The following is a 26,380-nucleotide window of genomic DNA, read 5'->3' as shown; positions in this document are numbered from 1 at the left end:
ATGGAAAAACCGATATGCTTACATATCGGTTTTTTTGGAATTGGATTTACATGAAACCATTAACAGAACAAGAACTTCATAATTTAGCCATGAATTTGGTGGGAAAACGGTTGGAGGACGATGGGTATGAATTTTTGGCCATTAATAGTGAGCTAAGAAAAAATCCCCAATTCGTATGCATTAAGGAAAAGAGGATGAGTTTTGTGGTAGTGAAGGCAATCGAATATCCGGGAGTTCCCCAAGATTTGGATTTTTTTAGGGCAGATTTACATAAAATGAGAGACCATGCCCTAAAATTTGAAGCTAGGACCTTTTACGCTCCTGTAGGTTTGGTGAATGCGAAGGATTACAATCTACCGGTATATCTCAATGAGGAATACATTGTAGATTTTGACGGATTAATTGAAATTGAATAATGAAAAGATGGATTTTTCTTGTAGGAGCTTTTTTATTTTTTTCCTGCAATCATGGTATCGTCCGCAATCAAACAAGGGGAGAGGCACTTGGCACTACCTTTAATATTATATATTTGGCTGAAGATGAGCTAGATTTCCAAAAGGAAATCGATTCTGTTTTTGCGGCTGTAAATCGTTCCTTGTCAACGTATATTCCTGATTCGGACATATCAAAAATAAATCAAGGGGATAGTCTGGTTGTGGTAGATAAAATGTTCAGGGAAGTCTTTGAGCTTTCAAGAAAAGTCCATAAAGAGACAAATGGATTTTTTGACCCAACCGTTGGTACGCTTGTGAATGCTTGGGGTTTTGGGCCTGGCAATCAAATTTCTATGGATAGTCTCAGCGTAGATAGTCTACTGAATTATGTGGGCTTCGATAAAGTATCAATTACACCTGAACATAGGATTGTCAAGGACAATCCTAATATTTATTTCGATTTTAACGCTATTGCAAAAGGATATGCTATTGATAGGTTGGCTTTGATGCTCAATAATAAGGGTATTGAAAACTATTTGGTTGAAGTCGGTGGAGAAGTAGTAGCAAAGGGAATTAATGTAGAAAAGGAAAAGCCTTGGGTGGTAGGTATAGATGATCCACAGGTAGAAACTGGACGAAAATTGAAGTTGTTGATTAATATGTCCGATAGGGCCTTGGCCTCGTCTCGGAAATTATAGAAAATACAGGATTGATAGTTCTACTGGTAAAAAGTATGTCCATACCGTGGACCCCATTACTGGATATACCAAAAACTCAAATACCCTTGGCGTTACTATTTTGGCTAATAATTGTGCTACAGCTGACGCTTATGCCACCGGATTCATGGCCATGGATTTGCCGGAAGCTTTTAAGGTTATAAACTCCAATAAAGACTTAGAAGCATATATTATTTACTTGGATGAAAAGGGTATTGTACAGGAATTTTTAACGAGAGGATTTAGAGAACTGCTCGTAGAGTAGTTATTTTTTGACGAGAGGAATAATCTCTCCCTTGGCTAATCTGTACTTTTCAATTTTCTCAAGAGGCATTTCTTTTGTCATATCTATTTCCTCGACGTGAAAACCGATTGACCTTAGTTTATCAAAATAGTCCCTGCCATAAATCCGTACGTGGTCGTATTGGCCAAATATTACGGCTCTTTCTTTTTTGTCGGTAATTGAATTGTCTTCAAAAGTTTCCATCCTATTCAAATCCTGAGGAATTTGAAAGATTCCCCAACCACCCGGTTTAAGTATTCTGTAGAGCTCCTGCATCGCTTTGGTGTCTTCAGGAATGTGTTCCAATACATGGTTGCATAAAATCACATCAAAACTATCGTTCCTAAAGGGCAAATTGCAGATATCAGCCTTAACATCTGCTAGCGGAGAATTTAGGTCTGTCGTAGTATATTCAAGATTCTTAAGTTTTCTAAATCTTTTATAGAAGGCCTGCTCACGGGGCAAAGTGTAATACCTTTAACTGGTGGTTAAAGAAATTGGTCCTATTTTTTAGAAAGAGCCATAATAATCTATGTCTTTCCAAGGATAATGTAGAAGGGGAGAGTACATTCTCCCTAGGAATCTCATAACCATAAGGAAGAAAACTACGGAAATTTTTACCGTCTATAGGGTCTTGGTATTTTTGTCCGGAATAATAAATTGAAAGCAATGGTCTTACCAAATAACTTACCTTAATAAGAACGGGTCTTGGTATAAGATTTAGAAAAAATTTGAAGATTTTTTTCATGTACCCGATAAACGACAGTAATTATTTTTAAGAGGAAAAGAACTGTTACTAATTCATTACTTGTACCACGACTTAAGATTGCAGCTTTTTCTGTCTAAATTCCTCCTCCTCATCGGAAGTAATGCCCAAGGCATCATAAATATATTGGAATGTGGACAACAGTTCACGGTTTTCCATTTACAATGGCGACGTCGTGTTCAAAATGAGCACTAGGTTTTCCGTCTGCGGTAAGAATGGTCCAACCATCCTTGAGTTGTTTTATATTTTTGGTCCCCATATTGATCATAGGTTCAATGGCAACGGTCATACCTTCCACGAACTTTTTACCACGTCCTCTTTTTCCATAATTGGGCATTTCACGGACTTTCATGTAGTTTTTTTCCAAGTCCGTGACCTACAAGTTCCCTTACCACGCCATAACCGTGACTTTCGCAATAATTTTGGATGGCATAACCTACATCGCCAACTCTATTACCAGCCTTAAATTCCCTAATCCCAATATAAAGGGATTCCTTTGTGACTTTCAATAATTTCTTTACCTCAGGGGCCACTTCCCCAACTTCAAAGGTGTAGGCATGGTCACCATAAAAACCATTTTTTAAGGCGCCACAATCTACTGATATTATATCGCCTTCCTGGAGGGGCTCGGCATTTGGAATCCCGTGTACAACTTGGGCATTAGGACTCATGTTCAAAGTATTGGGAAAGTCGTACATTCCCAAAAATCCTGGTTCCGCACCATGGTCACGTATAAACGTTTCCGCTAATTGATCTAGGTATAATGCATTGACACCCGGTTTTATCTCAGAAGCCAGCATACCCAAGGTTTTTGAAACAATTAGCGCGCTTTCGCGCATGAGTTCTATTTCTTCCGCCGATTTTATTTTTACCATAACTGCAAAAGTACGCTTATTTTAGTTTAAGCTAGTCCACTAGGGACTTTTGGGTCATATAGGAAGATTGCTCAACACCCATTAGTTTTAAAATTGTTGGAGCTATATCGCCCAACACGCCATCTTTAATACTTTTTACATCCTTATCCACAAGAATAAGCGGTACAGGATTCGTAGTATGTGCCGTATTTGGCGTACCATCTGGATTTATCATGGTTTCGCAATTACCATGATCGGCAATTACTAAAACGGAATAATCATTCTCGATTGCCGTTGAAATGACATCCTTGGCACATTCGTCAACGGTTTCACAAGCCTTAATAGCTGCTTCCATAACCCCTGTATGTCCTACCATATCCGGATTTGCAAAATTTAGGCAAACAAAATCCACGTCGCCTTTTTTGAGCTCAGGTACTATGGCATCCCTTATGTCATAAGCGCTCATTTCTCGGTTGAAGGTCATACGTGGCCACTTTCGGAGAGGGGCATAATAGTCTTTTTTCTCCCTCGAACGGGACTTCCCTGCCACCACTAAAGAAAAATGTGACATGTGGATATTTTTCCGTTTCGGCTATCCTTATCTGCTTCTTTCCGGCATTAGCAAGAACCTCACCTAAAGTTTCCTTTATATTTTCCTTGTCATATACCACATGAATCCCTTTAAAGGAATCATCATAGTTTGTCATAGTCACATAATAGAGATTAAGCTTGTGCATGTTTTGTTCATGCATGTCCTCTTGACTCAATACTTGGGTCAGTTCCCGTCCTCGGTCGGTTCTGAAATTGAAAAATATGACGACATCCCCATCTTTTATTTGTCCTACAGGGTTTCCTTTGTCGTTTACCATTACGATAGGTTCTACAAACTCATCGGTAACATTGTTATTATAACTATCCTGTATACTTTGAACTACATCAGTTGATTTCTCACCTTCGGCGTTGACCATGACGTCATAAGCCTTTTTAACACGTTCCCAACGCTTATCTCGATCCATAGCGAAATACCGCCCTACCACTGAAGCCAATTGGGCTTTCTTTCCTGAGCAAAATGATACCAGATCCTCCAAAAATCCTTTTCCACTTTTTGGATCTACATCCCTGCCGTCCGTAAAGGCATGAATGTACATGTTTTTTATTCCGAGTCTGAGCCTGCTGATATCAATCCTTTCAAATGATCAATATGGCTATGTACCCCGCCATCACTTAAAAGACCAAGAAAATGGACTGGTTTGTCATTTTCTTTTGCATATTTAAAGGCTTCCTTTAGGGTGGGTTCATCCTTTAACGAGTTATCTTTTACGGCTAAATTTATTTTTGCCAAATCCTGATAAACTATCCTACCGGCACCCAAGTTCATATGGCCAACTTCACTGTTTCCCATTTGTCCTTCGGGAAGTCCTACGTTCATGCCGTCCGTAAGTAAATTGGCATTGGGGTATTTCTTATACAAACTATCTATAAAGGGGGTATTTGCCTTGTCAACTGCAGAAACCTTTGGGTTTGGGGATTTACCCCACCCGTCCAATATCATTAAGATTACTTTCTTGTTCATCTTTCGATCATAAAAATTTAATCCTCAAAAATAGTATGATTCCATAACTATAGCTAATACCTGATGGTTCTTTTTAATATTTAATGCGATTTCGTTAAAGGAATTAACTTGAAATTATGAGGTCTGTTAAAATTTAGTTATTTAAGTGTTAATCCTGTAACATGTAGCCATAAGAGAAGTCTATATTTATATAACAACAATCTATTCATCAATTAAAATTCATTCATCATGAAAAAAACAATCCTAACGTTGTCCATGGCAATTCTGTTCATGGGTACAGGTCTTATGGCCAAAGAAACATCCTTCAACAATCAAATCAACCCTGAAAAAAGCATCAAGGCCTATGATATTAGTTCTTTTTGCAAAGCCGTCATGCAGGGCGATATTGAAACAGTTGAACGAATGATAGAACTGGGGGAGGACATCAATCAGAAATCCTTGGGAATGACACCCGCCATGTTTGCAGCTCGATATAATAAAGCTGAGGTTCTTCAATTACTCATTGACCATGGTGCCGACTTGAAAATTAAAAGTAACCAAGGTTTCTCTGTAATCAAATATGCCGAACTTTCAAATGCAACCGATGCGCTTGCCGTTCCGGAAAGTGCCGTTGGTAGTTAAGAAAACAAGACCATCAATCAAAAGACGAAAGGCCTGTTCCAATCACCTTGGTAATAGGCCTTTTTTTGGAGGCATATTGCAGTTTATTTGAAATGCTCCCTATCAAATTTTTTTAGGAATTCTACCTATTGTTAAATACATATTAAGGTAAATTACCCGTATTGTTAAATTTTTATTATTATTTTCTTAAAATATAAATATCATAAATTATGATACTTAATTTTGAATATATTATAAAATAAGACAATAATTAAACACGTGTATTATGAAAAAATCAATATTAATGTTTCTTTTTGTAGGAATTTTGACTCATTTAAGTTCCTATGCTAACATGAAACTAGAGACTTCTAGTATCAATATGGTTACAACTGTAGTGAACGAAAATATTAGCTCGCTTTGCAAAGCTGCCATGCAAGGAGATGTGGATAAAGTAAGAAGCCTGATCGCTATGGGTGAAAGCGTAAATGAAAAATCCTTAGGAATGACACCTGCTATGTATGCCGCTCGGTATAACAAAGCAGAAGTTTTAAGAGTATTATTATTGAATCAGGCCAACTTAAACATAAAGAGCGATAAAGGTTATACTGCTAAGGACTATGCAGAAATGTCAAAGGCCTCTGAGGTGCTTGAAGTTATCAATTCTAACTCTTGATTTTAGGGTGTTTATTTGAATTAAAAAAAAGGCCCATCAGATATGATGGGCCTTTTTATTTAAAAATTGTACTCTAAATAGTGTTCAAGTAAAAGAGTAAAGATTAAAATTCAAAACCATTAAAAGCTCTATGCGCGAACGCATATACTGCCATAAACAACATTAAAGCGCAAAATACCGAATAGACTTTTAAAATAACTACCAATATTTACGGCTTGCAATTTTCAAAAGCCTCTACATAAAGATTCTTAAAGTGTGTTAGTGTTCCCATTATAGTGTCTTGTTTTAGATATCGAATAAATTCGAAATATATTACTAAATCAAAGCTATAAGGGTCAAATTTTTAGTAGTTAAAGCGATTTGGGAACCCTAAATATAGTAAAAAGGAAAGGGCATCGGTAGCATATATCCGATTATCCGCAAAAATTAACGTTTAACCTTCTCCTCTATATTTTTCAATAGCTTCTTTGATTTTTTCAATCCTATTCTCAGGATCTGGATGTGTACTTTGAAATTCCGGTACACGATTTGGATCAGCGGCATCCTTTAAAATTTCCATCACCCTGATCATTTCATATGGGTCGTATCCGGCCTGTATCATAAATAGAACTCCCAAATCATCACTCTCCAATTCATCACCACGTCCATTTGTCAATAAGGTATTTTGTCCTATGCTTCCAACGATGTCACCCATATCGGCACCTACGGTAGCTCCCATGGTTACTGTTTGCCGAATGTGCTTTCTGCTATTCTTTCCGCGGAATGTCTGCCAATGACATGTCCAATTTCATGTCCCAATACACCGGCAAGCTGTGCTTCATTTAACTGGGAGAAAAGGGCGTAAGTAATGAAACACTGCCCCCCTGGCAATGCAAACGCATTGATGGTGCGGTCATCCGCCAATAAATGGAAATCGTATTTATAGGGAGTTTCTTGGGCTATGCTACTATTCACCAGCTTTTGCCCGACCCTATCCACTAAGTTCTGCAATTGTTCGTCCGGATATAGCCCTCCATGTTGTTGTGCCATTTCAGGGGCACTCTGAAGGCCGATGGCAATTTCCTGTTACGGGGACATATTGATAGTCTGAGTGCGGCCTGTATAAGGGTTTTCTTCCTTATTATTACATTTCTGGATAAAGGCAAAAGCCACAATGGCCAAACCGATAAATATTCGGATTTTCCAACTTCCTCTTCTCATGGTGTTAGTGTTCTTAGTAGAACCTAATATACAAAACCATTAAATAAGAGATCTATTAATATCTAAAATATTGTTCTCGGATATAACTCCTTAAAAATGCCCTGGTAAAATGTTCCGCACCATAAAATTCCTCCTTCTCTAAAAGGGCAACCACGTTGATTCCCCTATAGGCTTCCAACATAGGAATGGACAATGGGGCGTAGCTATAGTGCCATGGTTCATATTTAAACCCTCTTCTTTTTGGGTCATCCGTATAGACAAGGTGATAACCATAAGTTTCGGAATTCTCGTCCATCCATAACTTAAAGTCCTCAAAGGACCTCCATTGCCATACTTTTCAGGATCTAGCACATCACCTTCAACGTTCCTGTATCCGTCTATAATATCGGCATCTGTGCCCCAATGGTGTCTGCTGGTCCCTGGAATGGTAGAGTATTCAATTATTTTTTCAATGGCGGCCATGGGTTCCATGCCTTCATCGGTATAGGTAATGAACTTGCGCTCAAAAATGCCTTCCTGTCTACTAAAATCCCTAAAGCTGGAAACGATCTTTAAATCGATACCATCAGAATAGGCGGCCTTTTTCATTTCCAAAAAAGCATCATGGGCCTCTTTCCTTAGGTTGATGTCCTTTCCAACGAGTTCAATAGGTGCCTTCCCCATCAATTCTGCAATGGAGTAGTCCGCTTCCTGTATTAGTAGATTGGGAAACAAGCTTAGGCCGATTGCGGCACCACTACTTTTTTGGATAAAGGATCTTCGTTTCATAGTATGGTATCTATAATTATATAACTTAAAATTACTTAATTAATTATATTCGGTTAACATACTGGTAAAACTTCCAAGGCCTATTATTTATAGGCGGTTAAATATAAATATCCTTGATGTTTTATGTTAAGGTCGTTTAAACTGATAACATAAAAGTAAATTCCTGATGCCAAGCCCGAATTTCCGGCAATTGCTGACTCCCTGTTTGAAATTCCCTCGAACTCATTGTTGTAATTTGCCTTTGAATAGACTAATATTCCATACCGGTCATAAATCTGCAAGGAATTGTTTGGTGAATTTTCAATGCCATCAATAACCAATCTATCGTTTATTCCATCACCATTAGGAGTCATGTAATAATTGTCGAGGTCTATAGAAGATAAGCTTTGTAGCATACCTTTGTTCCCGCCAAGGGTAATAATTTTATAATCATTGGGTGTAAAAGTGTTCGAGGTAACCTTGCCTTGGCTCATATTACCTTCGAAGCCGAATTTCCTAAATCCTCCCATTTCCTATTCTTACTGTTCCAACCTACTACCCGAAGTTCTGAAATGTCGTCGACTAGAATTCCAATGTTGCTTTCGCCGTTCCATGATAAGTCTACATAGGATGGTTTCTCTCCTTCTAAATGCCGGAATTCAAAGTTGCTGACGGAAAGGAATTCGGTTTCTAACTTTTTGGTATCAAAAGATTCTCCAAAAACACTTGGACTATTTGGATTCTCATAATAATAAGCACTTTTTGCATAATCGTTAATCGTATTTGAAGTCAAAGTCAAAGGACGAAGTTTTTGACCGTCGCCAATTGGAAAAGTAAAACTTTCCTTTCCTTGAATTGAGGCATATCCATCTACGTGGTTCTGATTCCCTTCACCCACATAAAACGAATCGTTCAAGAAACTTATGTTGATTTCTGATTGTGAACGGGAAGTAAATAAATTTCCCGTAATTAGGTTTAGATTGTTCAAAACACCCATTGTGTTTTCTAGATAAAACCCATGGTCAACCGCTACTTCAACATCAAAGAAAACCGGATTGGAATTTCCTGAAAGTACCAATTCCTTATTTTGATTATAGAAGCCTACCAAACCCATGTTCTGATTAAAGGCCCCATCATTGATGACATCCATATGGAAACCAACAACACCTGTATCGTGGATTTTTATGGTTCCGTAATTATGAAGAGCCTGTTGTCCCAAAACCATAAAACCTGAAAAGAACCCCAAGCTGCAGATTATATGTTTAAATGAATTCCACATTATCTATAGGCTTCAAAAATGACAACAATACCGTCTGTAAAATTATCAGTGTTCAAAGTAAATCCATTTGTATTAAAGCTTGTTACCCTTGCCGTTGTAAGTCCAAACTTATCACCATTTTGATTGGAATATCTAAGCCCAATAGAATGTGAACTGGAAGCATATCTCGGAAATATCATTGATAGAATTACCACTACCACCAATATAAATTACTTGTTCTGAGATAGTTCCGCTATCATTTCTTGCAAACCCTCTCATATTACCAAACGAGTTTGCTATTCCGGAATTATTGTTGCCGACTCCATTATCGGTGTCCATATCAAAATTTTCAACGTTTGCGTATGCCGTAAACGTTATTGAAGAGGGCTTAAAGGGCAATCCACTAATTGTGATATTACCTGTGGAGGTTATTCTAAAGGTTCCTACATAAACTCTAGGTAGGTTATCAACATAGCTCTTCGTTGTTGCATCTTGGTCATTCGTTGGATTTCCCGGATCAATAATTTTCGTGTTGTTAGCTGAATTGCCTTCAGTCAACACCTCTTCTAGGGTTTGATCCTCCAAACCTGGATCGCCTGTAGGACCCTTATCTCCGGTCTCACCTTTGTCCCCGGTCTCACCTTTGTCACCGGTCAGACCCTTGTCACCGGTCTCACCCTTGTCCCCGGTCTCGCCCTTGTCGCCAACATCTCCCTTTTCGCCCTTGTCACCAGTTTCACCCTTGTCTCCTGTCTCACCCTTGTCCCCGGTCTCGCCTTTATCACCGGTCTCGCCTTTATCTCCGGTCTCACCTTTATCCCCAGTTTCACCTTTGTCCCCGGTCTCACCTTTGTCACCGGTCAGACCCTTGTCACCGGTCTCACCCTTGTCCCCGGTCTCGCCCTTGTCGCCAACATCTCCCTTTTCACCCTTGTCTCCTGTCTCACCCTTGTCCCCGGTCTCGCCTTTATCACCGGTCTCGCCTTTATCACCGGTCTCACCTTTATCCCCAGTTTCACCTTTGTCCCCGGTCTCACCTTTGTCACCGGTCAGACCCTTGTCCCCGGTCTCGCCTTTATCACCGGTCTCGCCTTTATCTCCGGTCTCACCTTTATCCCCGGTCTCGCCTTTATCCCCGGTCTCACCTTGGTCACCGGTCAGACCCTTGTCCCCGGTCTCACCTTTGTCACCGGTCAGACCCTTGTCACCGGTCAGACCCTTGTCACCGGTCTCACCTTTATCCCCGGTCTCGCCTTTATCCCCGGTCTCGCCCTTGTCGCCAACATCTCCCTTTTCGCCCTTGTCCCCAGTTTCACCTTTGTCGCCGACATCGCCTTTTTCACCTTTGTCCCCAGTTTCACCTTTGTCCCCGGTCTCACCTTTGTCACCGGTCAGACCCTTGTCACCGGTTTCACCTTTATCCCCGGTCCGGCCCTTGTCGCCAACATCGCCTTTTTCACCCTTGTCACCGGTCTCACCTTTATCACCAGTCTCGCCTTTGTCGCCGGTCTCGCCTTTATCTCCGGTCTCACCCTTGTCACCGGTCTCACCTTTGTCGCCGGTCAGACCCTTGTCACCTACATCGCCTTTTTCACCCTTGTCTCCTGTCTCTCCTTTATCACCGGTCTCACCTTTGTCACCGGTCCCACCTTTGTCGCCGGTCAGACCCTTGTCACCTACATCGCCTTTTTCACCCTTGTCTCCTGTCTCTCCTTTATCACCGGTCTCACCTTTGTCCCCGGTCTCGCCTTTATCACCGGTCAGACCTTTGTCACCGGTCTCGCCTTTGTCACCAACATCTCCCTTTTCACCCTTGTCACCGGTTTCACCTCTATCCCCAGTTTCACCTTTATCACCGGTCTCACCTTTGTCACCGGTCTCACCTTTGTCACCAACATCTCCCTTTTCGCCCTTGTCACCAGTTTCACCCTTGTCGCCTTTATCACCGGTCTCGCCTTTGTCACCAACATCTCCCTTTTCGCCCTTGTCACCGGTCTCGCCCTTGTCGCCTACATCGCCTTTTTCACCCTTGTCCCCGGTTTCGCCTTTATCACCGGTCTCGCCTTTATCACCGGTCTCACCTTTGTCGCCGGTCAGACCCTTGTCACCGGTCTCGCCTTTATCACCGGTCTGACCCTTGTCGCCAACATCTCCCTTTTCGCCCTTGTCCCCAGTTTCACCTTTGTCCCCGGTCTCACCTTTGTCACCGGTCAGACCCTTGTCACCGGTTTCACCTTTGTCCCCAGTTTCACCCTTATCTCCGGTTGGTCCTTTATCCCCAACATCCCCTGAATCTCCTTTTTCTCCTTGTGCACCTTGTGCACCTGTTAAGTCTGAGGATGTAAAAGAGGTACCATCACTATAGTTAATAGTAAAAGTTCCATCGTAATTATCTACAAAGGAGAATGTTCCTACTTGGGTCGAATTGCATAAATTGTTCCATTGATTGCCATTAAAATGATAAACACAGTTTGTATCTATATTATAGACAATGGCACCCTTTAGAGGTGAAATGGATTGCATTTGTGCTGTAGTCAGTCGGGTTAGAACAAATGCCTTGTTTGTACTTTCTAACTCGACAATAGAAGCTGCATTAATGCTATTGGGATTTTGTCCTATTTTTACCTGCCCGATGGAATAATGGGCAATAAAAACTAGCAAGAGCGGTAGAAATCTTTTTATAAACATTTGTAGTTCAGAATATCAATTATCACAATAAAGGTATTCTACAAACTTCCGGGTATATATATTTTGTTGTGAAGTGAAGCATACTTGTTGTAAAAACTAAAAGGGCTTTCAAACAAAGTATTTATTGGTTTTTCGTCGATAAAATGGAGTTATGACACTCACGCCTTATCCACTATTTAAATCGATAAACTGTAAACAAGAAAAACTACCTAGCGAGATAAAGAAATCCCTGGTATTTTAAGCCCAAATCCAACATCTCAATGGTATAGAAGTATACGCCCACGGGAAGACCGTCCTCCCTGGAGATGACAAAGTTGTCAACGTTGGAAAAACCGGCAAATTCGTCCACATAGTTTGCCTGTTCAAAGACCTTGAGACCAAATCGGTCATAGATTCTCACCATGTTATTTGGGGATTGCTCCAATTCCTCCACATAAAATCGGTCATTGATGCCATCCCCATTGGGAGAAACAAAAAAGTTGTCCAAGGTGAGCACGTCCTTTGCCAAAGGTTGAAAAGGAATTTGTGATACTCCTAGAGTAATGATTTCGTAGTCGTCCGGGATAAAGGTTTCTGAGGATACAAATCCTTGTTCCAAGTCTCCGGTGACCATGGAAGCCTCCAAATTGATCCATCGTTGCGAAATTTTACTCCATCCAACGGGAATAATGGTGGTAGGATCATCGGTGAGATTGGCTAGATTGCTTTCCCCGTTCCACGAGAGGGAAATCGTGGAGGGCACACTGCCTTCCAATCGCCAAAATTCCCAATTGGATACGGCGGCAATGTCCACATCCAAGTCGTCTATGCTAAAATTGCCGGGCAGTACCGACTGGGTATCTCGGATTCTGAAAGAAATAGGCACACTTGGCGAATAAATTAACACGCTCCGAATTTAAAGTTAGTGGCCGTAGGGCCTCATTGCTCCCTACGGGGAACATAAAATCCAGTTTGTTGGTAATCGCGGCATAGCCATTTATTTTTCTGAGGTTCCCTTCCCCGTTGTAGAACGCATCGCTCAAAAAGTTATAATAAACGGCACCATTGGTTTTAGGGGTATAAATATCTCCGATGATGAAATTGGTATTATTACGGGTATCCAAACCAAGGGTGAGGATCAAATCGTTTTCAACGGCGACCTCTACATCATAGAACAAGGGAACCACGGTACCAAAAACAGTGGCATTTTCACCATAAAACCCCACGAGCCCACGATTTTCGTCAAAGGGGGAGTCGTTTATAAGGTCTGTATGAAAGCCTAGGGTACCACCATCATGAATGCGAATAGTACCATTGTTATAAAGCGCCGTTTGCGCCAATGCAGAAACCAGCGAAAAGAACGTAATTATGTTAAGATACCTATTCATTGTCTTTGGCCAACATTTTTTGAATAGTTTCTACCTGACTTTTTAAGGCCTCCAACTCCTTGGCAAGTTGGGTGTTTTCTTTTTGTAAAGATTCAATTTTTTTCTCTTGCTCTATGGTATGAAGGAAGAGTTCCTCTATTTTTTCTAAATTGATTCTGGATGCCTCTCCTAAATTCCAAAATCCTTGCGCTTTAATTTCTTGGGCAGATTGAATTCCCGGTAAGTGATTGTTTTTCCTTACAAATTTTTCAATTTCGCTAAGGGTCTTAAATGTATAACCTTCGTTTAAAGAAGATGTTCCAGTAAAATATTTTTGAAAGACATAATCGGGAACCGGCGTATGAGTGCCGGTAACGTTAACGTCGCCATTGAATGTTGCATCTTGTGCTGTAATATTACCTGTGGTAATAATGTCTTGTGCTCCGAAATTAGGTACAACAGCTAAACCCGGTATGCTTCCCGCCGCTATAGACCCACCATCTACACTAATTACATTTGCAGTTGATATGGCTATTCCTGCGCCAGGAGTATATTGTGCAGAAATATCCGCTATGGGAACTCTTACGTCGTTGCCGTCACTGTCAAACAAAATCAGTTCCGATCCAGCAACGGTTAAACTTACGTTGGTCGAATTACTGTCAATGTCGGCCATCGGTACTGATACAGTGAAGCCGTTACTATCTGTCAAAACAAGGTCTCGGACTAAATACAGCCAAACTTACGTTGGTCGAATTACTGTCGATATCTGCCATCGGTACTGATACAGTGAAGCCGTTACTATCTGTCAAAACAAGGTCCTGGACTAAATACATTCAAACTTACGTTGGTCGAATTGTCGTCTATATTGTCGTTGAACCCTGCTGGTATGCCCGTAAGCGTTGACCAATCGGCCGCACCTGCGGAGGGAATAGTGACAGTTCCCCCTCCGTTGGATAGGGTCAGGTCGTTTCCTAGAATGGAAAGGATTTGGATTTCATTGGTTATACTTCCGTCCACTTCGGCCGTGAGGTATCCGTTGTTTGCCACGAAGCCGTCCACAGTGGCCTCGTCAAGGACATTGTCGATATTGTCGTTGAATCCTGCTGGTATACCGGTTAGGGTGGACCAGTCTGCGGCCCCTGCACTTGGAATGGTAACAGTCCCCCCTCCGTTGGATAGGGTCAGGTCGTTTCCTAGAATGGAAAGGATTTGGATTTCATTGGTTATACTTCCGTCCACTTCGGCTGTGAGGTATCCGTTGTTTGCCACGAAGCCGTCCACAGTGGCCTCGTCAAGCACGTTGTCGATATTGTCGTTGAACCCTGCTGGTATACCAGTTAAGGCGGACCAGTCGACCGCTCCTGTAGTAGGGGCGTCAATCCAATCGGTTTGAGTACCAGTAGAAGATAATATTTGACCCGCTGCTCCAGCATCTCCATCCTTGTCCAATAATACGTTTTCGAGTGTTAAGCTTTGAAAAATTGTAACGTTGGTAGTACCTCCGTCCTCTTCCATTCTTAAAGCTTCTTGCCCACCGACTGAAAAACCAATTTCATCTGCGGCAGGTCTATACATGCCAGTATCGTTATTGGTGTCTCCTGAAAATGTATAAGCTGGATTTGCAAGAGTACCATCTGCCGAATTAACTCCCTCTACCCTTATTTCTCCAGCAACATGAAATTTATTTTGAGGTGGATTGGCTCCATTACCTATGCCAACACTACCCAGTCCTGTAAAAACTAAATTTTGATTATTAAGGTCATAGGTTCTGTCTTCTCCGGCTTGAGTCAGATTTGAGTTGCTTAAATTATTTCCTGCTGTTACAGTTGAAATCCGGTTGTCCACATACGTTTTTACTGCCTGTTCGGTTGGGAAATCGGTTACGGAATTGTCGGCGAGCGTTGGGTCGTTTGATTTGTTTGCCGTGTCCTCCTTAGCAGCGATGGCAATCGTGTTCGCAATTATTGCATTCGAGAGGGCGGTATCGTCGTAGAGGGCGCCACCGTCCACTCCGGTCGTGATGGAGTTTGGTGTATCGGAACTTACTATATTAATTCCGGATAACTCTATATCGGTTGCAAAAGTTGCATCAAGATCAATACTTCCATTAAACCCTCCATTTGTCCCCGTGACGTCAAATCCTGTTGCCGTTGGAGTAATATTTGATACAACACCGTCGGCTCCTCCTGCTCCTAAAATTGTTGCAATACGAGTTTCTACGTAATTCTGAGTAGCCGCATCTTGTGGATCAGTTGGGTCCAGTAAATTTTTAATTTGTAACGTGTTGGCGTCAGTTCCTTCTGCTAAAACCTGTGCTAAATTCTGAGTTCCTCCTGAATTAGCATCCACATAAGCTCTGGTTGCGGCATCCTGGGGATCTGTAGGGTCTAATAAATTTTTGATTTGTAACGCATTGGCATCGGTACCTACTGCTAAAACTTGAGCAAGGTTTTGAGTGCCACCTACGTTGGCATCCACATATGCTCTAGTGGCGGCATCCTGTGGATCGGTAGGGTCCAGTAGATTTTTAATTTGTAAAGCGTTCGCGTCTTGACCTTGTGCTAAGACTTGTGCCAAATTTTGTTCATCTAAATCTGTTTTTATATATCCTAAGGCCGTTATTTCGGCATCGGTCAATTGGGTATTTGTATCTATATCTGTTAATGGAACGGCCAGTGTTCCTGATATGTCGGTTATTCTAAGTTCTCCCCCTGCAACTTCGAAAGTTTGGTTTTGTTCGTTTATTGGATCACTTCCTCCGGAAGTGACAATGTCTGCAATTTCAGTATCAACATACACTTTTACCGCATTCTGAGTTGGATATAATATTGCCGAATTTCCAAGTGCGGTATCATTTGATTTATTTATTACATCTTCTTTTAGGGCTAAACTTGAATTTAAACTAACATCCGTAGCAAAATCACTGAGATCAGCTGTAGTGGGATTTCCATTTTCTATATTAATGGTCAGTTCTTCATTAACTAATGTAGCCAAGCCTAAATCTTGCTCGTCTGTTCCGGAATTGCTTAAATTACTAAGATTAATTGTTTCGGACCCTCCATTTTCGAGAGTTAAGCTTATAATGTTGTTTACCTCATCAAATGAGAACACCTCAATGGCTTGATCATCAGACCCTACCAAAGCTTCCAAATTGATACTATTGCTCCCTACACCGGTCGCAGGAACAATGGATAGGGTATTGGTATCCTTGTCAAAATCCAGTTCAAAAAGACCGATTTGGTCCTGCCATTCAACCAGCCCATTTACAGTAGTTGCAAGGACCTGATTGGGGCCTGCCAATGCAATATCGCGTGGTTGGATGGTAAAATCTATGATGGCATCGGAATCTACGGATTCTGTGGCCAGTTCATTAGGCCCAACGGCAGCATCTCCCAATTTGTCCCTGCCAATGGAATTGTCCTGCAAATCGACCCCATTAATGCTTTCGTCCACAATTTGTTCACTGCGAATGCTATTGGGGGCCACTTCCGATTGTAGCTGTTAGGGGTTTGGGTAATCGCTATGGTACTTCTAAGGTTTTCTATGGGATCATTGGTGATGCTAAAACTAACGGCATCACAAAGATTGATCCATTGGGAACCATCATAATAATGAATACATTCCCTGTCCGTATTATACACCATACCTCCACGTTGTGGTACAATCGACTCCATTTGTGCCGTGGAAACCCTGGTAATCACTAGCACCCTGGAATTACTCTCCAGCTCCAACAAGGAGGAGGGGTCAATGGTCCGGGGATTGTCGCCAATCTTTATCTGAGCGGAGATGGATATATGTACCAAAGACGTAAAAATGGATAGTATAAATAAACGCTTCATATAGTGTTATTTGACTTAAAACTAGTGGGAAAACAAAAATAGGATTATCTCTATGCCAAACCTTTTTTTATGGTTAAAAAGATGACTCTTTAGGACAAAATGTATGCTAAATCGGTTAAAGTGAATGTTTTAGTTCCTGTACCCGCACTGTCCAATTGGGACGTTTTGGTGTGGGTATGAGAAATTAACAAAAGTTTATTTGCCGTATTTTTTTTAAAATCGGTACATGTCCGTAATTTATGGTTTGATAATTGGGGCCTGCAACCTTTGACAGCTCCTTACAAATACTATATGACCAAAAATTTACTTGCCTTGTTTTTACTTTTTCACATCTCCTTTTCCTTTAGTCAGGACGATGGAAGAAGATTGATATTGGGACACGTACTTTATAAAAATGTAGATGTAGCCAATGAATATGTTATCAATTCTACTAGCGAGGAGGCCACGGTGACGGACGAGGACGGTGAATTTGCCATACGTGTTAAAGAAGGTGATGAACTGGTCTTTACCGCTGTAAATTATCAATATCAGGTGCTTGAAATTACTCCTGAAATCCTGGAAAAAAATAGAATCATAGTGAGTGTTGACGAAAAAGTTACCGAGTTGGACGAGGTGGTGGTTACCCCTGAAAATGAGGAGCGCTTTCTTCAATTGAAGAACGAGGAATTTAAAGAAGTGGAATATGAAATAGATAGGACCACCGAGGTAGAAAATATTGCCCTTTCGCGTACAGAACGAGGGATGCAGGATGGCCTTAATTTCGTCAACATTTTTAAGGCCATTTTTAAGTCCAAGGAAGGGGCCCCTGAAGAAGGTCCTAAATTACAGGTGAGTGAGGTGCTCCGTAGGGTCTATGATGACCGATTCTTTGTGGAAGATCTACAACTTCCCCAAAGTGAAATAGAGGCCTTTTTGACCTATTGCGACCAAAACTTACCTGCTAGGTCCCTATTACGAAAGGAAAATGAATTTCAGTTGATCGATTCCCTGGTGAATCTAAGTAAATCTTTCCGAGAAACATTGAATGAGGAGTAAGTTCCTTTTATGTTTATTTTTCCCTGTACTAGTTTTGGCACAATCCAGGGAAACCAAAAATTTAGAGGGGCGGGTTACCAGTAAAGACGGTGACGTGGCCGCCACCCACGTTTTGAACGTTACCACCCAAAGAGCCGGTATTACGGATCTCAATGGTTATTTCAGTATTCAGGTCAGGGAGAACGACACCTTGGTTTTTTCCGCTGTACAGTTCAAGAAGAAGCAAATTGTGGTAACACCTTCCATTTTTAAGAGTACAAACCTCGTAGTTCCATTGGAAGAGGCTTTAGAGGAGTTGGACGAGGTGGTGGTTACCCCCTACAATCTTTCCGGGGATATTACGAAAGATCTACAAACACTGGATATAGAACCAGTGGTCACGGCTTCCACCTTGGATTTGCCCAACGCCTACGTTAGGTTACCTACCAAAGCGGAGCGGGAATTGTTCGAAGCGACCACAGGCGCTGGGATTATTCCCCTTAATCCAATTTTGAACGGCATTTCAGGTAGGACAAAAATGCTGAAGCAGCGGATTGCCCGAAATAATCTTTACAGTAGAACTGAGCGTGTACGAGAGTTTTATGCGGATTCCCTATACCAAACTGAGCTAAAGATTCCCCAAGAGAGGACGGATGACTTTTTTTATTTTTGCGAGGTAGACTCCCTTTTTCAAAAGGTTGTAGATACCCATGACCTGATTCAAATATGGGAATATCTTGAAAAAAGAAGTTTAGTATACAGAAAGAACAATGAATTGGACTAGAGAATTTGGCATATCGTTTGCGTAGAACTGATTAAATAAGAACAAATGAAAAATTTAAAAAAGGGAGTGTTCCTTTTTATATTACCATTATTGGCTTTTACTGCAGCCCATAAGTTTTACATTAGCGTTACCAATGTCAATTATTCTGAAAAAGATGACGCCCTGCAAATTACTTCTAGACTTTTTTTGGACGATATGAATGCCGTTTTGAAGGAACGCTACGGTATTCAGCCAAAATTGGGAATCAAGGCAGAATCCGAATTGAATCGCGAGTATTTTGAAAAGTACCTACGCTCTAAATTTACTGTAGAAATAGACGGAAAAACAGTACCCTATACATTTTTAGGGAAGAAGTATGACACCGATATGGTGATATGCTATCCGGAAGTACCTAAAATAAACCTTTTAGGGGTTTCAACCATAGCCATCACCAATGAGTTGCTTACGGATATGTACTATGATCAACAGAATGTAGTCCATTTTAAAGTGAAAGGTCAAAAAAAGAGCTACGTCCTTGTCAAGAGCGATACTAAAGGAATGTTAAATTTATAACGTATGTTAAGAAATTCTTTAAAAAACTTTAATTTCCCGCGGATAAAAATTAACACAAATAATGAGAACAATTAAGTACACTTTTGCCTCTCTTTTGTTTCTATTTGCGGCTGTTTCCTTTGCACAGGATGAAGAGCCCAAGCAGAAGGAACCGGGGCACTACAACCAAAGCAAATTCAAACAGTTATATGAGGAATTTGCTACCCCAAATACCTATCGTTCCGCATCGGGAGCACCGGCTCCTGACTATTATCAGCAACAGGCGGATTACAAGATGGATATTACTTTGGACGATAAGAATGCCAAAATCTATGGTGAGGAGACCATAACCTATACCAATAACTCCCGCGATGATTTGGAATACCTTTGGTTACAGTTGGATCAAAATGTACGAGCCAAAGATTCCAAGGCTCCCTTAAGAAACGGAGGTGGGGTTCCTTTGGCCGAACAGCCGGACGGTTTCGCTGCAAAATATATGGGAGAACCTTTTGATGGAGGTTTTAATATTGACTTTGTAAAAGATGCCTCTCGGAAAAGCGTTACCCTATACCATTAACTTCACTATGATGAGGGTAGACATCCCAACTCCTTTAAAGAGTGGCGAGCAATATACTTTTTCGGTTAAATGGAACTACAATATTCCCGATCATACCGTAAACCGCGCAAGATCTGGTTATGAGTATTTTCCAAAAGATGGAAACCGTGCCTATGTGATAGCCCAGTTTTTTCCAAGAATGGCCGTTTACAGTGACGTAGAGGGATGGCAAAACCATCAGTTCCGGGGGAGTGGAGAATTTGCATTGACCTTTGGGAATTATGAAGTGAATATAACCGTACCGGCAGACCATGTTCGGATGGTACCGGAGTGCTTCAAAATAGAAAGGAAGTGTATTCCAAGGAAATGATGCGACGTTATGAGCAGGCCAAAAAATCGTATGACAAGCCGGTAGTTATCGTAACGCAGGAGGAAGCGGAAGCTGCAGAAAAAGGTTTTTCTGATAAGACGAAGACTTGGAAGTTAAAGGCAGAAAATGTACGTGATTTTGGTTTTGCTACCTCCGGAAAATTTATCCGGGATATGCAAGCCGTAAAAATGGGAGATAGGGACATTATGGCCGTTTCTATGTATCCGAAAGAAGGAAACCCTTTATGGGAGGAGTATTCCACCAAGGCAGTAGCACATACGTTAAGATCCTATTCTTCACATACATTCGACTATCCGTATCCAAAAGCGATTTCAGTTCATGCCAAAAATCAGGGTATGGAATATCCCATGATTTGTTGGAACTATGGTAGGCCTAATGAGGATGGCACCTATTCTGATAGGGTAAAGTATGGAATGATCAGTGTAATCATTCACGAGGTTGGCCATAACTTCTTTCCTATGATCGTAAACTCCGATGAGCGTCAGTGGGGTTGGATGGACGAAGGCTTGGATACCTTTATGCAATATATGGCGGAACAGGAATTTGGGGAAAAATATCCCGAAGCTATCGCGCCAAATGATAAGTATCCTTCTAGAAGGGGAGACCCAGCGAAAATCGTTCCTTACATGAGCGGAGATCAAAGTACCATTTCTCCTATTATGTCCAATCCAGAGAACGTGTATCAATTAGGACTATAATGCCTATGGTAAACCCGCTACAGCATTGAATATTTTGCGAGAAACCGTTATGGGTAGAGAGCTTTTTGACCATGCTTTCAAGACGTATGCCCGGAGATGGATGTTCAAACATCCAACTCCGGAGGATTTCTTTAGAACCATGGAGGATGCCTCCGCCGTTGATTTGGATTATTATTGGAGGGGTTGGTTCTATACTACGGATTACGTAGATATTGGAGTAAAGGGTATCAAGAAATACTACGTAACGGATAAACCTACCAAAAAGATGCAGGAATATATGGCAGCAAGAAATATGACCGAAGCAGACTTGCCTCCGTTGGTATATTTGGCCGAAGAGGATAGCGAAGATTTTGATCCTAATCTAAAAGGAAAATCTCCTTCTGAAAGTTCACAGACCCTTAAGGAGTTTATGATGGACAATATGACCGCAGAGGAAAGGGCAGCTGTAAAAGAGCCAAAATATTTTTATGAGATTACCTATGACAAGCCAGGGGGAATTCCTATGCCTTTGATAGTGGAATATACCTATGCAGATGGTACTACTAAAAATATTACCTATCCCGCGGAAATTTGGAGGAAGAACGATGATGAGGTGAGCATTGTAATTTCTTCCGAAGCGAACTGACCGGTGTTGTTGTAGATCCCAAAATGGAAACGGCGGATATTGATACCACCAATAATGCTTGGCCCAAAGAGGAGGAGCAAAATGAATTTGATCAATTCAAGGAAAATATAAAAGGAAAATAATCAATAAATTTTTGTAAAAAAGCCCTGTTCTTTAACAGGGCTTTTTTATTGCACGTCTAAACTTGATTATATTTGTACCATGATTTCAACACATTTTTTATTCATTAGTGGTGCCGAAATATTTTTCATCATGTTCATTGTGGTGATGGTTTTTGGAGCGGATAAAATTCCTGGGATAGCAAAGGGCTTGGGAAAGGGTATGAGGCAATTGAGGGACGCCACGGATGATATCAAAAGGGAAATTCAACGTAGTGCCGATAAACAAGGTATAGACACCAGCGTCATAACAGATATTCAGAAAGATATCGATGATGTTAAAAAAAGTATAGATACAGGCATCACTAAGGATATTAAAAAGGAGTTTGGTGAAGTTGGAAAAAAAATAGGGGACGTTTCCGGCTCAATTAAGAGAAAGTAAAGAAAGCGGTTATGTTTGATCGGCTTTTGGAATGGGACTGGGAAACATTGATTTTTCTAAACAATTTGGGCGTTGAACGGTTCGATGCTTTTTGGGAAACCATTACAAAGTATCCCCCCTGGATACCACTTTTCATTATTTTTTTTGTTTTAATTTTTAGGGCAGTCCATTGGAGACAGGCACTCGGAATCCTGGTAGTTCTTAGTACCATGATTTTGTTCGTGGAAACACTCACCAATCTAACCAAATTGGTCGTTGAAAGACTGAGGCCCAATAATGATGATGAAATAAGAATGTTCATTCGGGTTCTTAGAAACCCCTCGAGCTATAGCTTTTATTCCGGTCATGCTTGCATGTCCTTCTCAATTACCACTTTCGTTTATTTTTTTGTAAGAAAGCGTTTCAGGTGGACCTATTTATTTTATATTTGGCCCTTTCTGTTTATTATGAGCCGAATATATCCGGGGGTACACTATCCTTCCGATGTCATTGTGGGAGCCCTTGTTGGGGTACTTTCAGCTTGGATTTTCTATAAGCTATATACCAACCTTATTTTACCCTACTTAACGTTAAGCCATCCCTAATGGGCAGTAGCACAGTATCCAATTTTGGGTGATTGCTAAGTTTCTTATTGTAGTCCAATAATACTTTTGTGGCTTTGTCCCACTTTTTCAATGGTTCCACTACTTTACCGCGACTGCAGCACATTATCCGATAAAATAACGCTACCAGATTTAGTTTTTGGAAGTACGGCTTCCAAGTAGTTGTCATACTTCTTTTTTTCTGCATCTATAAAGACTAGATCAAACGTATGATCCAAAGATGGGATGATGTCCAAAGCATCTCCTACATGTTGATGTATTTGTTCCCCAAAACCACTTTTATCGAAATAAGCTCGCTGCATATCAAAGAGCTCAGGGTTTATGTCAATGGTATGCAATTGGCCGTTGCTTTGCAATCCCTCTGAGAGGCAAATGGCCGAATAGCCCGTATACGTACCAATTTCTAAAATATATCGAGGATTGATAATTTTGGAAAGTAAACTCAATACTCGTCCCTGAAATTGCCCCGTAAGCATTCTTGGCTGAATGACCTTGAGGTGGGTTTCCCTGGTAAGTTCTTCCAAAATTTTGGGCTCTTCTTGGGAATGACTCACTAAATAGTCCTCAAGTACCTGAGATAGAAAATGCATGAATTTCTTTTTACAAAAATAACTTTTTAAGCATTATTTTTAGGTAATTGGAAAAGCTAAAAGAGATTGCATGATCACTATTCGGGAGGCGGAAATCAATGACCTACAAACACTATTAAAATTCGAACAGGAAATTATTACGGCGGAACGTCCCATGGATCCAACAATTAGAAAGGACAAAGTCCACTATTACGATCTAGGGAAATTGATAACCTCTGACGAGGCACAAGTGCTCGTTGCCTGTTCGGGACCACAAGTAATCGCTAGCGGATATGCCCTGATCAAGGAGGCTCGTCATTATCTTGACCACAGTCGGTATGGATATTTAGGATTTATGTACACTCTTCCGGAGTTTAGGGGATTGGGTATTAACGGTAAGATAATTGAGGGGCTTAAAAAATGGGTCTGATCCAAAAACCTTAATGAAATTCGACTTACGGTGTATAGCGATAACGAATCGGCATTGAAAGCTTATGAAAAGGTGGGGTTTAAAAGACATATAATCGAAATGCGGTTTGCTCCTGATGATGAAAAGTAATTCTTCTAGGAATCATGATTTTCATTTGCCCACATATGTCTATTTTTATCCGATATTTAGAATTTTGAAACAATTTGTTGCCTCTCTTGGAGATGATACAAATGTCACCGGTTTTGTAAAAATTTGCAGACCCAAAAATTGTTAGGTGCATGGAGTTTAGGAATACATTGGAGTTTGCCCAAGAAATGGATACGAAGGATCCTTTGGTCAATTACAGGGATGAGTTTGTGTTTCCTAAAGTCAAGGGTAAAGAAGTGATTTACTTTACGGGAAATTCCTTGGGACTTCAGCCAAAACGCGCCAAGGCCTTTGTAGATGATATCATGACCGATTGGGCGGAATTGGGTGTCGAGGGACATTTTTATGCCGATAAGCCTTGGTGGGATTATCATGAACGATTGATACCTCCATTGGCGAAAGTAGTAGGTGCAAAACCGGGAGAGGTTACCGTGATGAATACGTTAAGTGTGAATCTACACTTGTTAATGGTCTCGTTTTATACGCCAAAATCAAATCGATTTAAAATTATATGTGAAGAAAAGGCCTTTCCAAGTGACCAGTATATGTTGCAAAGCCAAGTTCGTTTTCATGGGTTTAATCCTGAAGAGGCCATAGTGGAAGTAAAGAAAAGGGATGGTGAGCATTTTTGGCGAACAAAGGATTTTCTCTCTAAAATAAACGAGGTAGGGGATGAGCTTGCACTCGTTCTAATTGGTGGTGTAAACTACTACAATGGCCAGGTGATGGACATGGAAACGATTACCAAATCTGCTAAGTCGGTAGGTGCGAATGTCGGTTGGGATTTGGCCCATGCCGTTGGCAATGTGGAACTCAAATTGCATGATTGGAATGCCGATTTTGCTGCATGGTGTAGTTACAAATACATGAATAGTGGGCCCGGAAATGCGTCGGGGGTTTTTATTCATGAAAAACATCTTGATAAAAAGGATGTTCCTAGGTTCGAGGGCTGGTGGGGCACCAAAAAGGAAGAACGATTTTTAATGAAGCCACATTTTGAACCCATGCCAAATGCGGATGCATGGCAAATTAGCAACCCACCTGTTTTGTCCATGGCTCCTTATTTAGCTTCTTTAGAACTTTTTGAAGAAGTGGGTATGCCTGCCCTTCTTAAAAAACAAAAATCCCTAACGTCATATTTGGAATTTATTTTAAATGAAATTGATAAGGAAGTGGACAGTAGTTTCGAAATCATTACTCCAAAGGAGCGAGGCTGTCAACTTTCTGTTTTTTTACATGGTCAAGGACGAGCGTTGTTCAATTACCTAATGGAACATGGAGTGATTGTAGATTGGCGCGAACCTAATGTGATTCGCTTGGCACCAGCACCTTTTTATTGTTCTTTTGAAGATATGTATCGTTTCGGACAGATATTAAGAGAGGGTATATTACATAACGAATAACAAACTAGATGAAATCACTCGGATTGATTTTTTCGAATGCTAGGTATTTCGCACCGTCATGGGTTTTTGCGAGTATCAATATACTTTTTGGTACTTGGGCCATTTATATTCCAACCGTTAAGGAGAATTTGGGCATAGATAAGTCTCAGTTGGGAATTGCAATCTTTTGCTTGTCCTTAGGGGTATTTGTCGTATTTCCTTTTGCCTCGTCTATTATTAATCGGATTGGGGTAGGCAAGGCGACTTGGTATGGTGTACTGATTAGTTGTTGCACCGCTATCCTACCTATTTTGAGCCCTAGTTATTACATCTTGATGGGCAGTCTATTTTTGTTCGGGGCTTCCAATGGATTTACGGATATTTCCATGAATACCTTAGTGACTGAATTGGAAAAAAAGGATGGTACCAAATTTATGTCGGCCTCCCATGGATTCTTTAGTCTCGGGGGCATTTTAGCAGGCCTGGGAAGTTTTTTGATAGGCCCCCTTGACAATCCTTTGCTGCATATGGGAATGGCCATTGCACTTGTTTTCATCGTTAATTTCATCTTCCACAAAAATTTTGTAAACGAAATAGCGGCTACCATTGAAAAGGAAACCTTTAGCCTAAAACTTTTTAAACCATTATTATTGTTGGGGCTTATTTCCTTTATTGCCATGGGAAGCGAAGGGGCCATTGTAGATTGGAGCGGCTTATATCTTAAGGAAGTAAGTTTGGCTCCCGAAGCCTTGTGGGGAGCCGGATTTTTGGGCTTTCAGGTGACCATGACCTTAGGTCGGTTTACGGGAGATGGTGTAAGTGCGAGTATAGGGTCTGTAAAAATGGTGGCCTTGGGTACCTTGCTAAGTATTATTGGGTATGTAATGGTATTGACTACCTCCACGTATTTGGCCATTGCGGGGTTTGCCATTTGTGGTCCGGGCTTTTCTGCCATGGTACCGGAACTTTTTAGAATAGGCGGTAATGTAAAAGGTGTGGAATCCTCCAAAGGGGTATCCTTTATTGCTGGGGCAGGGTATTCCGGTTTCCTTTGTGCCCCACCTATTTTGGGTTTTCTCGGCCGATAATTATTCCCTCAAAACAAGTTTTATAGTGCTGTTGGGGGTGGCCTTG

At 41.0% G+C, this 26,380-nt stretch carries 23 protein-coding genes and 7 pseudogenes; 14 read left to right on the top strand and 16 right to left on the bottom strand.

All coding sequences use genetic code 11. From position 1 onward, the window contains the following. The first annotated feature begins 50 nt into the window (after nt 1–50). Genes NYZ99_RS14215 through NYZ99_RS14205 form a run of 3 tightly spaced genes read left to right on the top strand, consistent with a single transcriptional unit; the run spans nt 51 to nt 1,415 of the window. Nucleotides 51–416: a Na(+)-translocating NADH-quinone reductase subunit F gene (locus NYZ99_RS14215; RefSeq protein ID WP_260571846.1), complete on the top strand. Its 366-nt coding sequence runs from the start codon at nt 51–53 to the stop codon at nt 414–416. Next, nucleotides 416–1,132 carry an FAD:protein FMN transferase gene (locus NYZ99_RS14210; protein WP_260571843.1) on the top strand — a complete coding sequence of 239 codons (717 nt, stop codon included), beginning with the start codon at nt 416–418 and terminating at the stop codon, nt 1,130–1,132. Before NYZ99_RS14215 ends, NYZ99_RS14210 begins: the two co-directional genes overlap by 1 nt. Before the next feature lie 46 nt (nt 1,133–1,178). After that, entirely contained in the window at nt 1,179–1,415 is a 237-nt protein-coding gene (locus tag NYZ99_RS14205; protein ID WP_260571840.1) for an FAD:protein FMN transferase, read from the top strand. Here the strand turns inward: NYZ99_RS14205 and NYZ99_RS14200 are convergent. The 3 pseudogenes from NYZ99_RS14200 to gpmI all read right to left on the bottom strand — a co-directional run bounded on the left by NYZ99_RS14200 (nt 1,416) and on the right by gpmI (nt 4,626). Continuing rightward, a pseudogene (locus tag NYZ99_RS14200) lies at nt 1,416–2,181 on the bottom strand (class I SAM-dependent methyltransferase). Nucleotides 2,182–2,253: 72 nt separating this feature from the next. Continuing rightward, nucleotides 2,254–3,074, bottom strand: a pseudogene (gene map, locus NYZ99_RS14195) (type I methionyl aminopeptidase). A 31-nt stretch (nt 3,075–3,105) separates the two neighbouring features. Beyond that, nucleotides 3,106–4,626, bottom strand: a pseudogene (gene gpmI / locus NYZ99_RS14190) (2,3-bisphosphoglycerate-independent phosphoglycerate mutase). A gap of 228 nt (nt 4,627–4,854) precedes the next feature. Between gpmI and NYZ99_RS14185 the strand changes: the two are divergent. Next, nucleotides 4,855–5,247 (top strand): ankyrin repeat domain-containing protein, encoded by a 393-nt coding sequence (locus tag NYZ99_RS14185; RefSeq protein ID WP_260571838.1) that lies wholly within the window; start codon nt 4,855–4,857, stop codon nt 5,245–5,247. 265 nt (nt 5,248–5,512) lie between these two features. Then, on the top strand, nt 5,513–5,899 hold the full coding sequence (locus tag NYZ99_RS14180) for an ankyrin repeat domain-containing protein (RefSeq protein WP_260571836.1): 387 nt from the start codon (nt 5,513–5,515) through the stop codon (nt 5,897–5,899). A 103-nt stretch (nt 5,900–6,002) separates the two neighbouring features. On the opposite strand, the gene NYZ99_RS22085 is transcribed toward NYZ99_RS14180, so the two are convergent. The 12 genes and pseudogenes from NYZ99_RS22085 to NYZ99_RS14130 all read right to left on the bottom strand — a co-directional run bounded on the left by NYZ99_RS22085 (nt 6,003) and on the right by NYZ99_RS14130 (nt 16,977). Further along, nucleotides 6,003–6,107, bottom strand: coding sequence for a DUF6747 family protein (locus NYZ99_RS22085; protein WP_420845228.1), 105 nt, complete (start codon nt 6,105–6,107; stop codon nt 6,003–6,005). Nucleotides 6,108–6,332: 225 nt separating this feature from the next. Then, nucleotides 6,333–7,099 (bottom strand): annotated as a pseudogene (locus NYZ99_RS14175) (M48 family metalloprotease). A 55-nt stretch (nt 7,100–7,154) separates the two neighbouring features. Continuing rightward, a complete protein-coding gene (locus NYZ99_RS22080; RefSeq protein WP_338039031.1) occupies nt 7,155–7,394 on the bottom strand; it encodes a D-alanyl-D-alanine carboxypeptidase family protein in 240 nt (79 codons plus the stop codon). A 134-nt stretch (nt 7,395–7,528) separates the two neighbouring features. Continuing rightward, a pseudogene (locus NYZ99_RS22980) lies at nt 7,529–7,687 on the bottom strand (D-alanyl-D-alanine carboxypeptidase family protein); the annotation flags it as partial. Nucleotides 7,688–7,950: 263 nt separating this feature from the next. Then, a complete protein-coding gene (locus NYZ99_RS14165) occupies nt 7,951–8,340 on the bottom strand; it encodes a T9SS type B sorting domain-containing protein (RefSeq protein WP_260571834.1) in 390 nt (129 codons plus the stop codon). Continuing rightward, nucleotides 8,337–9,125 (bottom strand): hypothetical protein, encoded by a 789-nt coding sequence (locus NYZ99_RS14160; RefSeq protein ID WP_260571831.1) that lies wholly within the window; start codon nt 9,123–9,125, stop codon nt 8,337–8,339. The genes NYZ99_RS14165 and NYZ99_RS14160 overlap by 4 nt, the downstream gene beginning before the upstream one ends. 132 nt (nt 9,126–9,257) lie before the next feature. Next, nucleotides 9,258–11,765, bottom strand: coding sequence for a hypothetical protein (locus tag NYZ99_RS14155; protein ID WP_260571829.1), 2,508 nt, complete (start codon nt 11,763–11,765; stop codon nt 9,258–9,260). Between the two features lie 232 nt (nt 11,766–11,997). Next, nucleotides 11,998–12,678, bottom strand: coding sequence for a T9SS type B sorting domain-containing protein (locus NYZ99_RS14150; protein ID WP_260571826.1), 681 nt, complete (start codon nt 12,676–12,678; stop codon nt 11,998–12,000). Continuing rightward, nucleotides 12,602–13,159: a hypothetical protein gene (locus NYZ99_RS14145; protein WP_260571824.1), complete on the bottom strand. Its 558-nt coding sequence runs from the start codon at nt 13,157–13,159 to the stop codon at nt 12,602–12,604. The genes NYZ99_RS14150 and NYZ99_RS14145 overlap by 77 nt, the downstream gene beginning before the upstream one ends. Beyond that, on the bottom strand, nt 13,152–13,811 hold the full coding sequence (locus NYZ99_RS14140) for a bZIP transcription factor (protein ID WP_260571822.1): 660 nt from the start codon (nt 13,809–13,811) through the stop codon (nt 13,152–13,154). The genes NYZ99_RS14145 and NYZ99_RS14140 overlap by 8 nt, the downstream gene beginning before the upstream one ends. Nucleotides 13,812–13,936: 125 nt before the next feature. Next, entirely contained in the window at nt 13,937–16,591 is a 2,655-nt protein-coding gene (locus tag NYZ99_RS14135) for a beta strand repeat-containing protein (RefSeq protein WP_260571820.1), read from the bottom strand. Beyond that, nucleotides 16,486–16,977, bottom strand: coding sequence for a hypothetical protein (locus NYZ99_RS14130; RefSeq protein ID WP_260571817.1), 492 nt, complete (start codon nt 16,975–16,977; stop codon nt 16,486–16,488). Before NYZ99_RS14130 ends, NYZ99_RS14135 begins: the two co-directional genes overlap by 106 nt. A gap of 291 nt (nt 16,978–17,268) precedes the next feature. Between NYZ99_RS14130 and NYZ99_RS14125 the strand changes: the two genes are divergently transcribed. From NYZ99_RS14125 to NYZ99_RS14100, 6 genes and pseudogenes are all read left to right on the top strand, one after another. Next, nucleotides 17,269–18,012, top strand: coding sequence for a carboxypeptidase-like regulatory domain-containing protein (locus NYZ99_RS14125; RefSeq protein ID WP_260571815.1), 744 nt, complete (start codon nt 17,269–17,271; stop codon nt 18,010–18,012). Next, entirely contained in the window at nt 18,002–18,775 is a 774-nt protein-coding gene (locus tag NYZ99_RS14120) for a carboxypeptidase-like regulatory domain-containing protein (RefSeq protein ID WP_260571812.1), read from the top strand. The genes NYZ99_RS14125 and NYZ99_RS14120 overlap by 11 nt, the downstream gene beginning before the upstream one ends. A 45-nt stretch (nt 18,776–18,820) precedes the next feature. After that, nucleotides 18,821–19,327: a DUF6702 family protein gene (locus tag NYZ99_RS14115; RefSeq protein WP_260571809.1), complete on the top strand. Its 507-nt coding sequence runs from the start codon at nt 18,821–18,823 to the stop codon at nt 19,325–19,327. 61 nt (nt 19,328–19,388) lie between these two features. Beyond that, nucleotides 19,389–21,698: pseudogene (locus NYZ99_RS14110) on the top strand (M1 family metallopeptidase). Between the two features lie 79 nt (nt 21,699–21,777). Further along, nucleotides 21,778–22,116, top strand: coding sequence for a Sec-independent protein translocase subunit TatA/TatB (locus NYZ99_RS14105; RefSeq protein ID WP_260571808.1), 339 nt, complete (start codon nt 21,778–21,780; stop codon nt 22,114–22,116). Between the two features lie 11 nt (nt 22,117–22,127). Beyond that, nucleotides 22,128–22,700, top strand: a complete 573-nt coding sequence (locus NYZ99_RS14100) for a phosphatase PAP2 family protein (RefSeq protein ID WP_260571806.1) — start codon at nt 22,128–22,130, stop codon at nt 22,698–22,700. On the opposite strand, the pseudogene NYZ99_RS14095 reads toward NYZ99_RS14100, so the two are convergent. Beyond that, nucleotides 22,666–23,308: pseudogene (locus NYZ99_RS14095) on the bottom strand (O-methyltransferase). The gene NYZ99_RS14100 and the pseudogene NYZ99_RS14095 sit on opposite strands and share 35 nt — an antisense overlap. Nucleotides 23,309–23,378: 70 nt before the next feature. Between NYZ99_RS14095 and NYZ99_RS14090 the strand changes: the two are divergent. The 3 genes from NYZ99_RS14090 (at nt 23,379) to NYZ99_RS14080 (ending at nt 26,334) form a co-directional block, all read left to right on the top strand. Further along, complete coding sequence (locus NYZ99_RS14090) at nt 23,379–23,717, top strand: GNAT family N-acetyltransferase (RefSeq protein ID WP_338039030.1); 339 nt, start codon at nt 23,379–23,381, stop codon at nt 23,715–23,717. A 278-nt stretch (nt 23,718–23,995) separates the two neighbouring features. Then, a complete protein-coding gene (gene kynU, locus NYZ99_RS14085; protein ID WP_260571805.1) occupies nt 23,996–25,267 on the top strand; it encodes a kynureninase in 1,272 nt (423 codons plus the stop codon). Nucleotides 25,268–25,275: 8 nt separating this feature from the next. Beyond that, nucleotides 25,276–26,334 (top strand): MFS transporter, encoded by a 1,059-nt coding sequence (locus NYZ99_RS14080; protein ID WP_260571803.1) that lies wholly within the window; start codon nt 25,276–25,278, stop codon nt 26,332–26,334. Nucleotides 26,335–26,380 lie beyond the last annotated feature (46 nt).

The sequence above is a fragment of the Maribacter litopenaei genome (assembly GCF_025244665.1).
Taxonomy (GTDB): Bacteria; Bacteroidota; Bacteroidia; order Flavobacteriales; family Flavobacteriaceae; genus Maribacter; species Maribacter litopenaei.
Note: the sequence above shows the minus strand (reverse complement) of the source record. Positions and strands in the feature narration are given on the sequence as shown.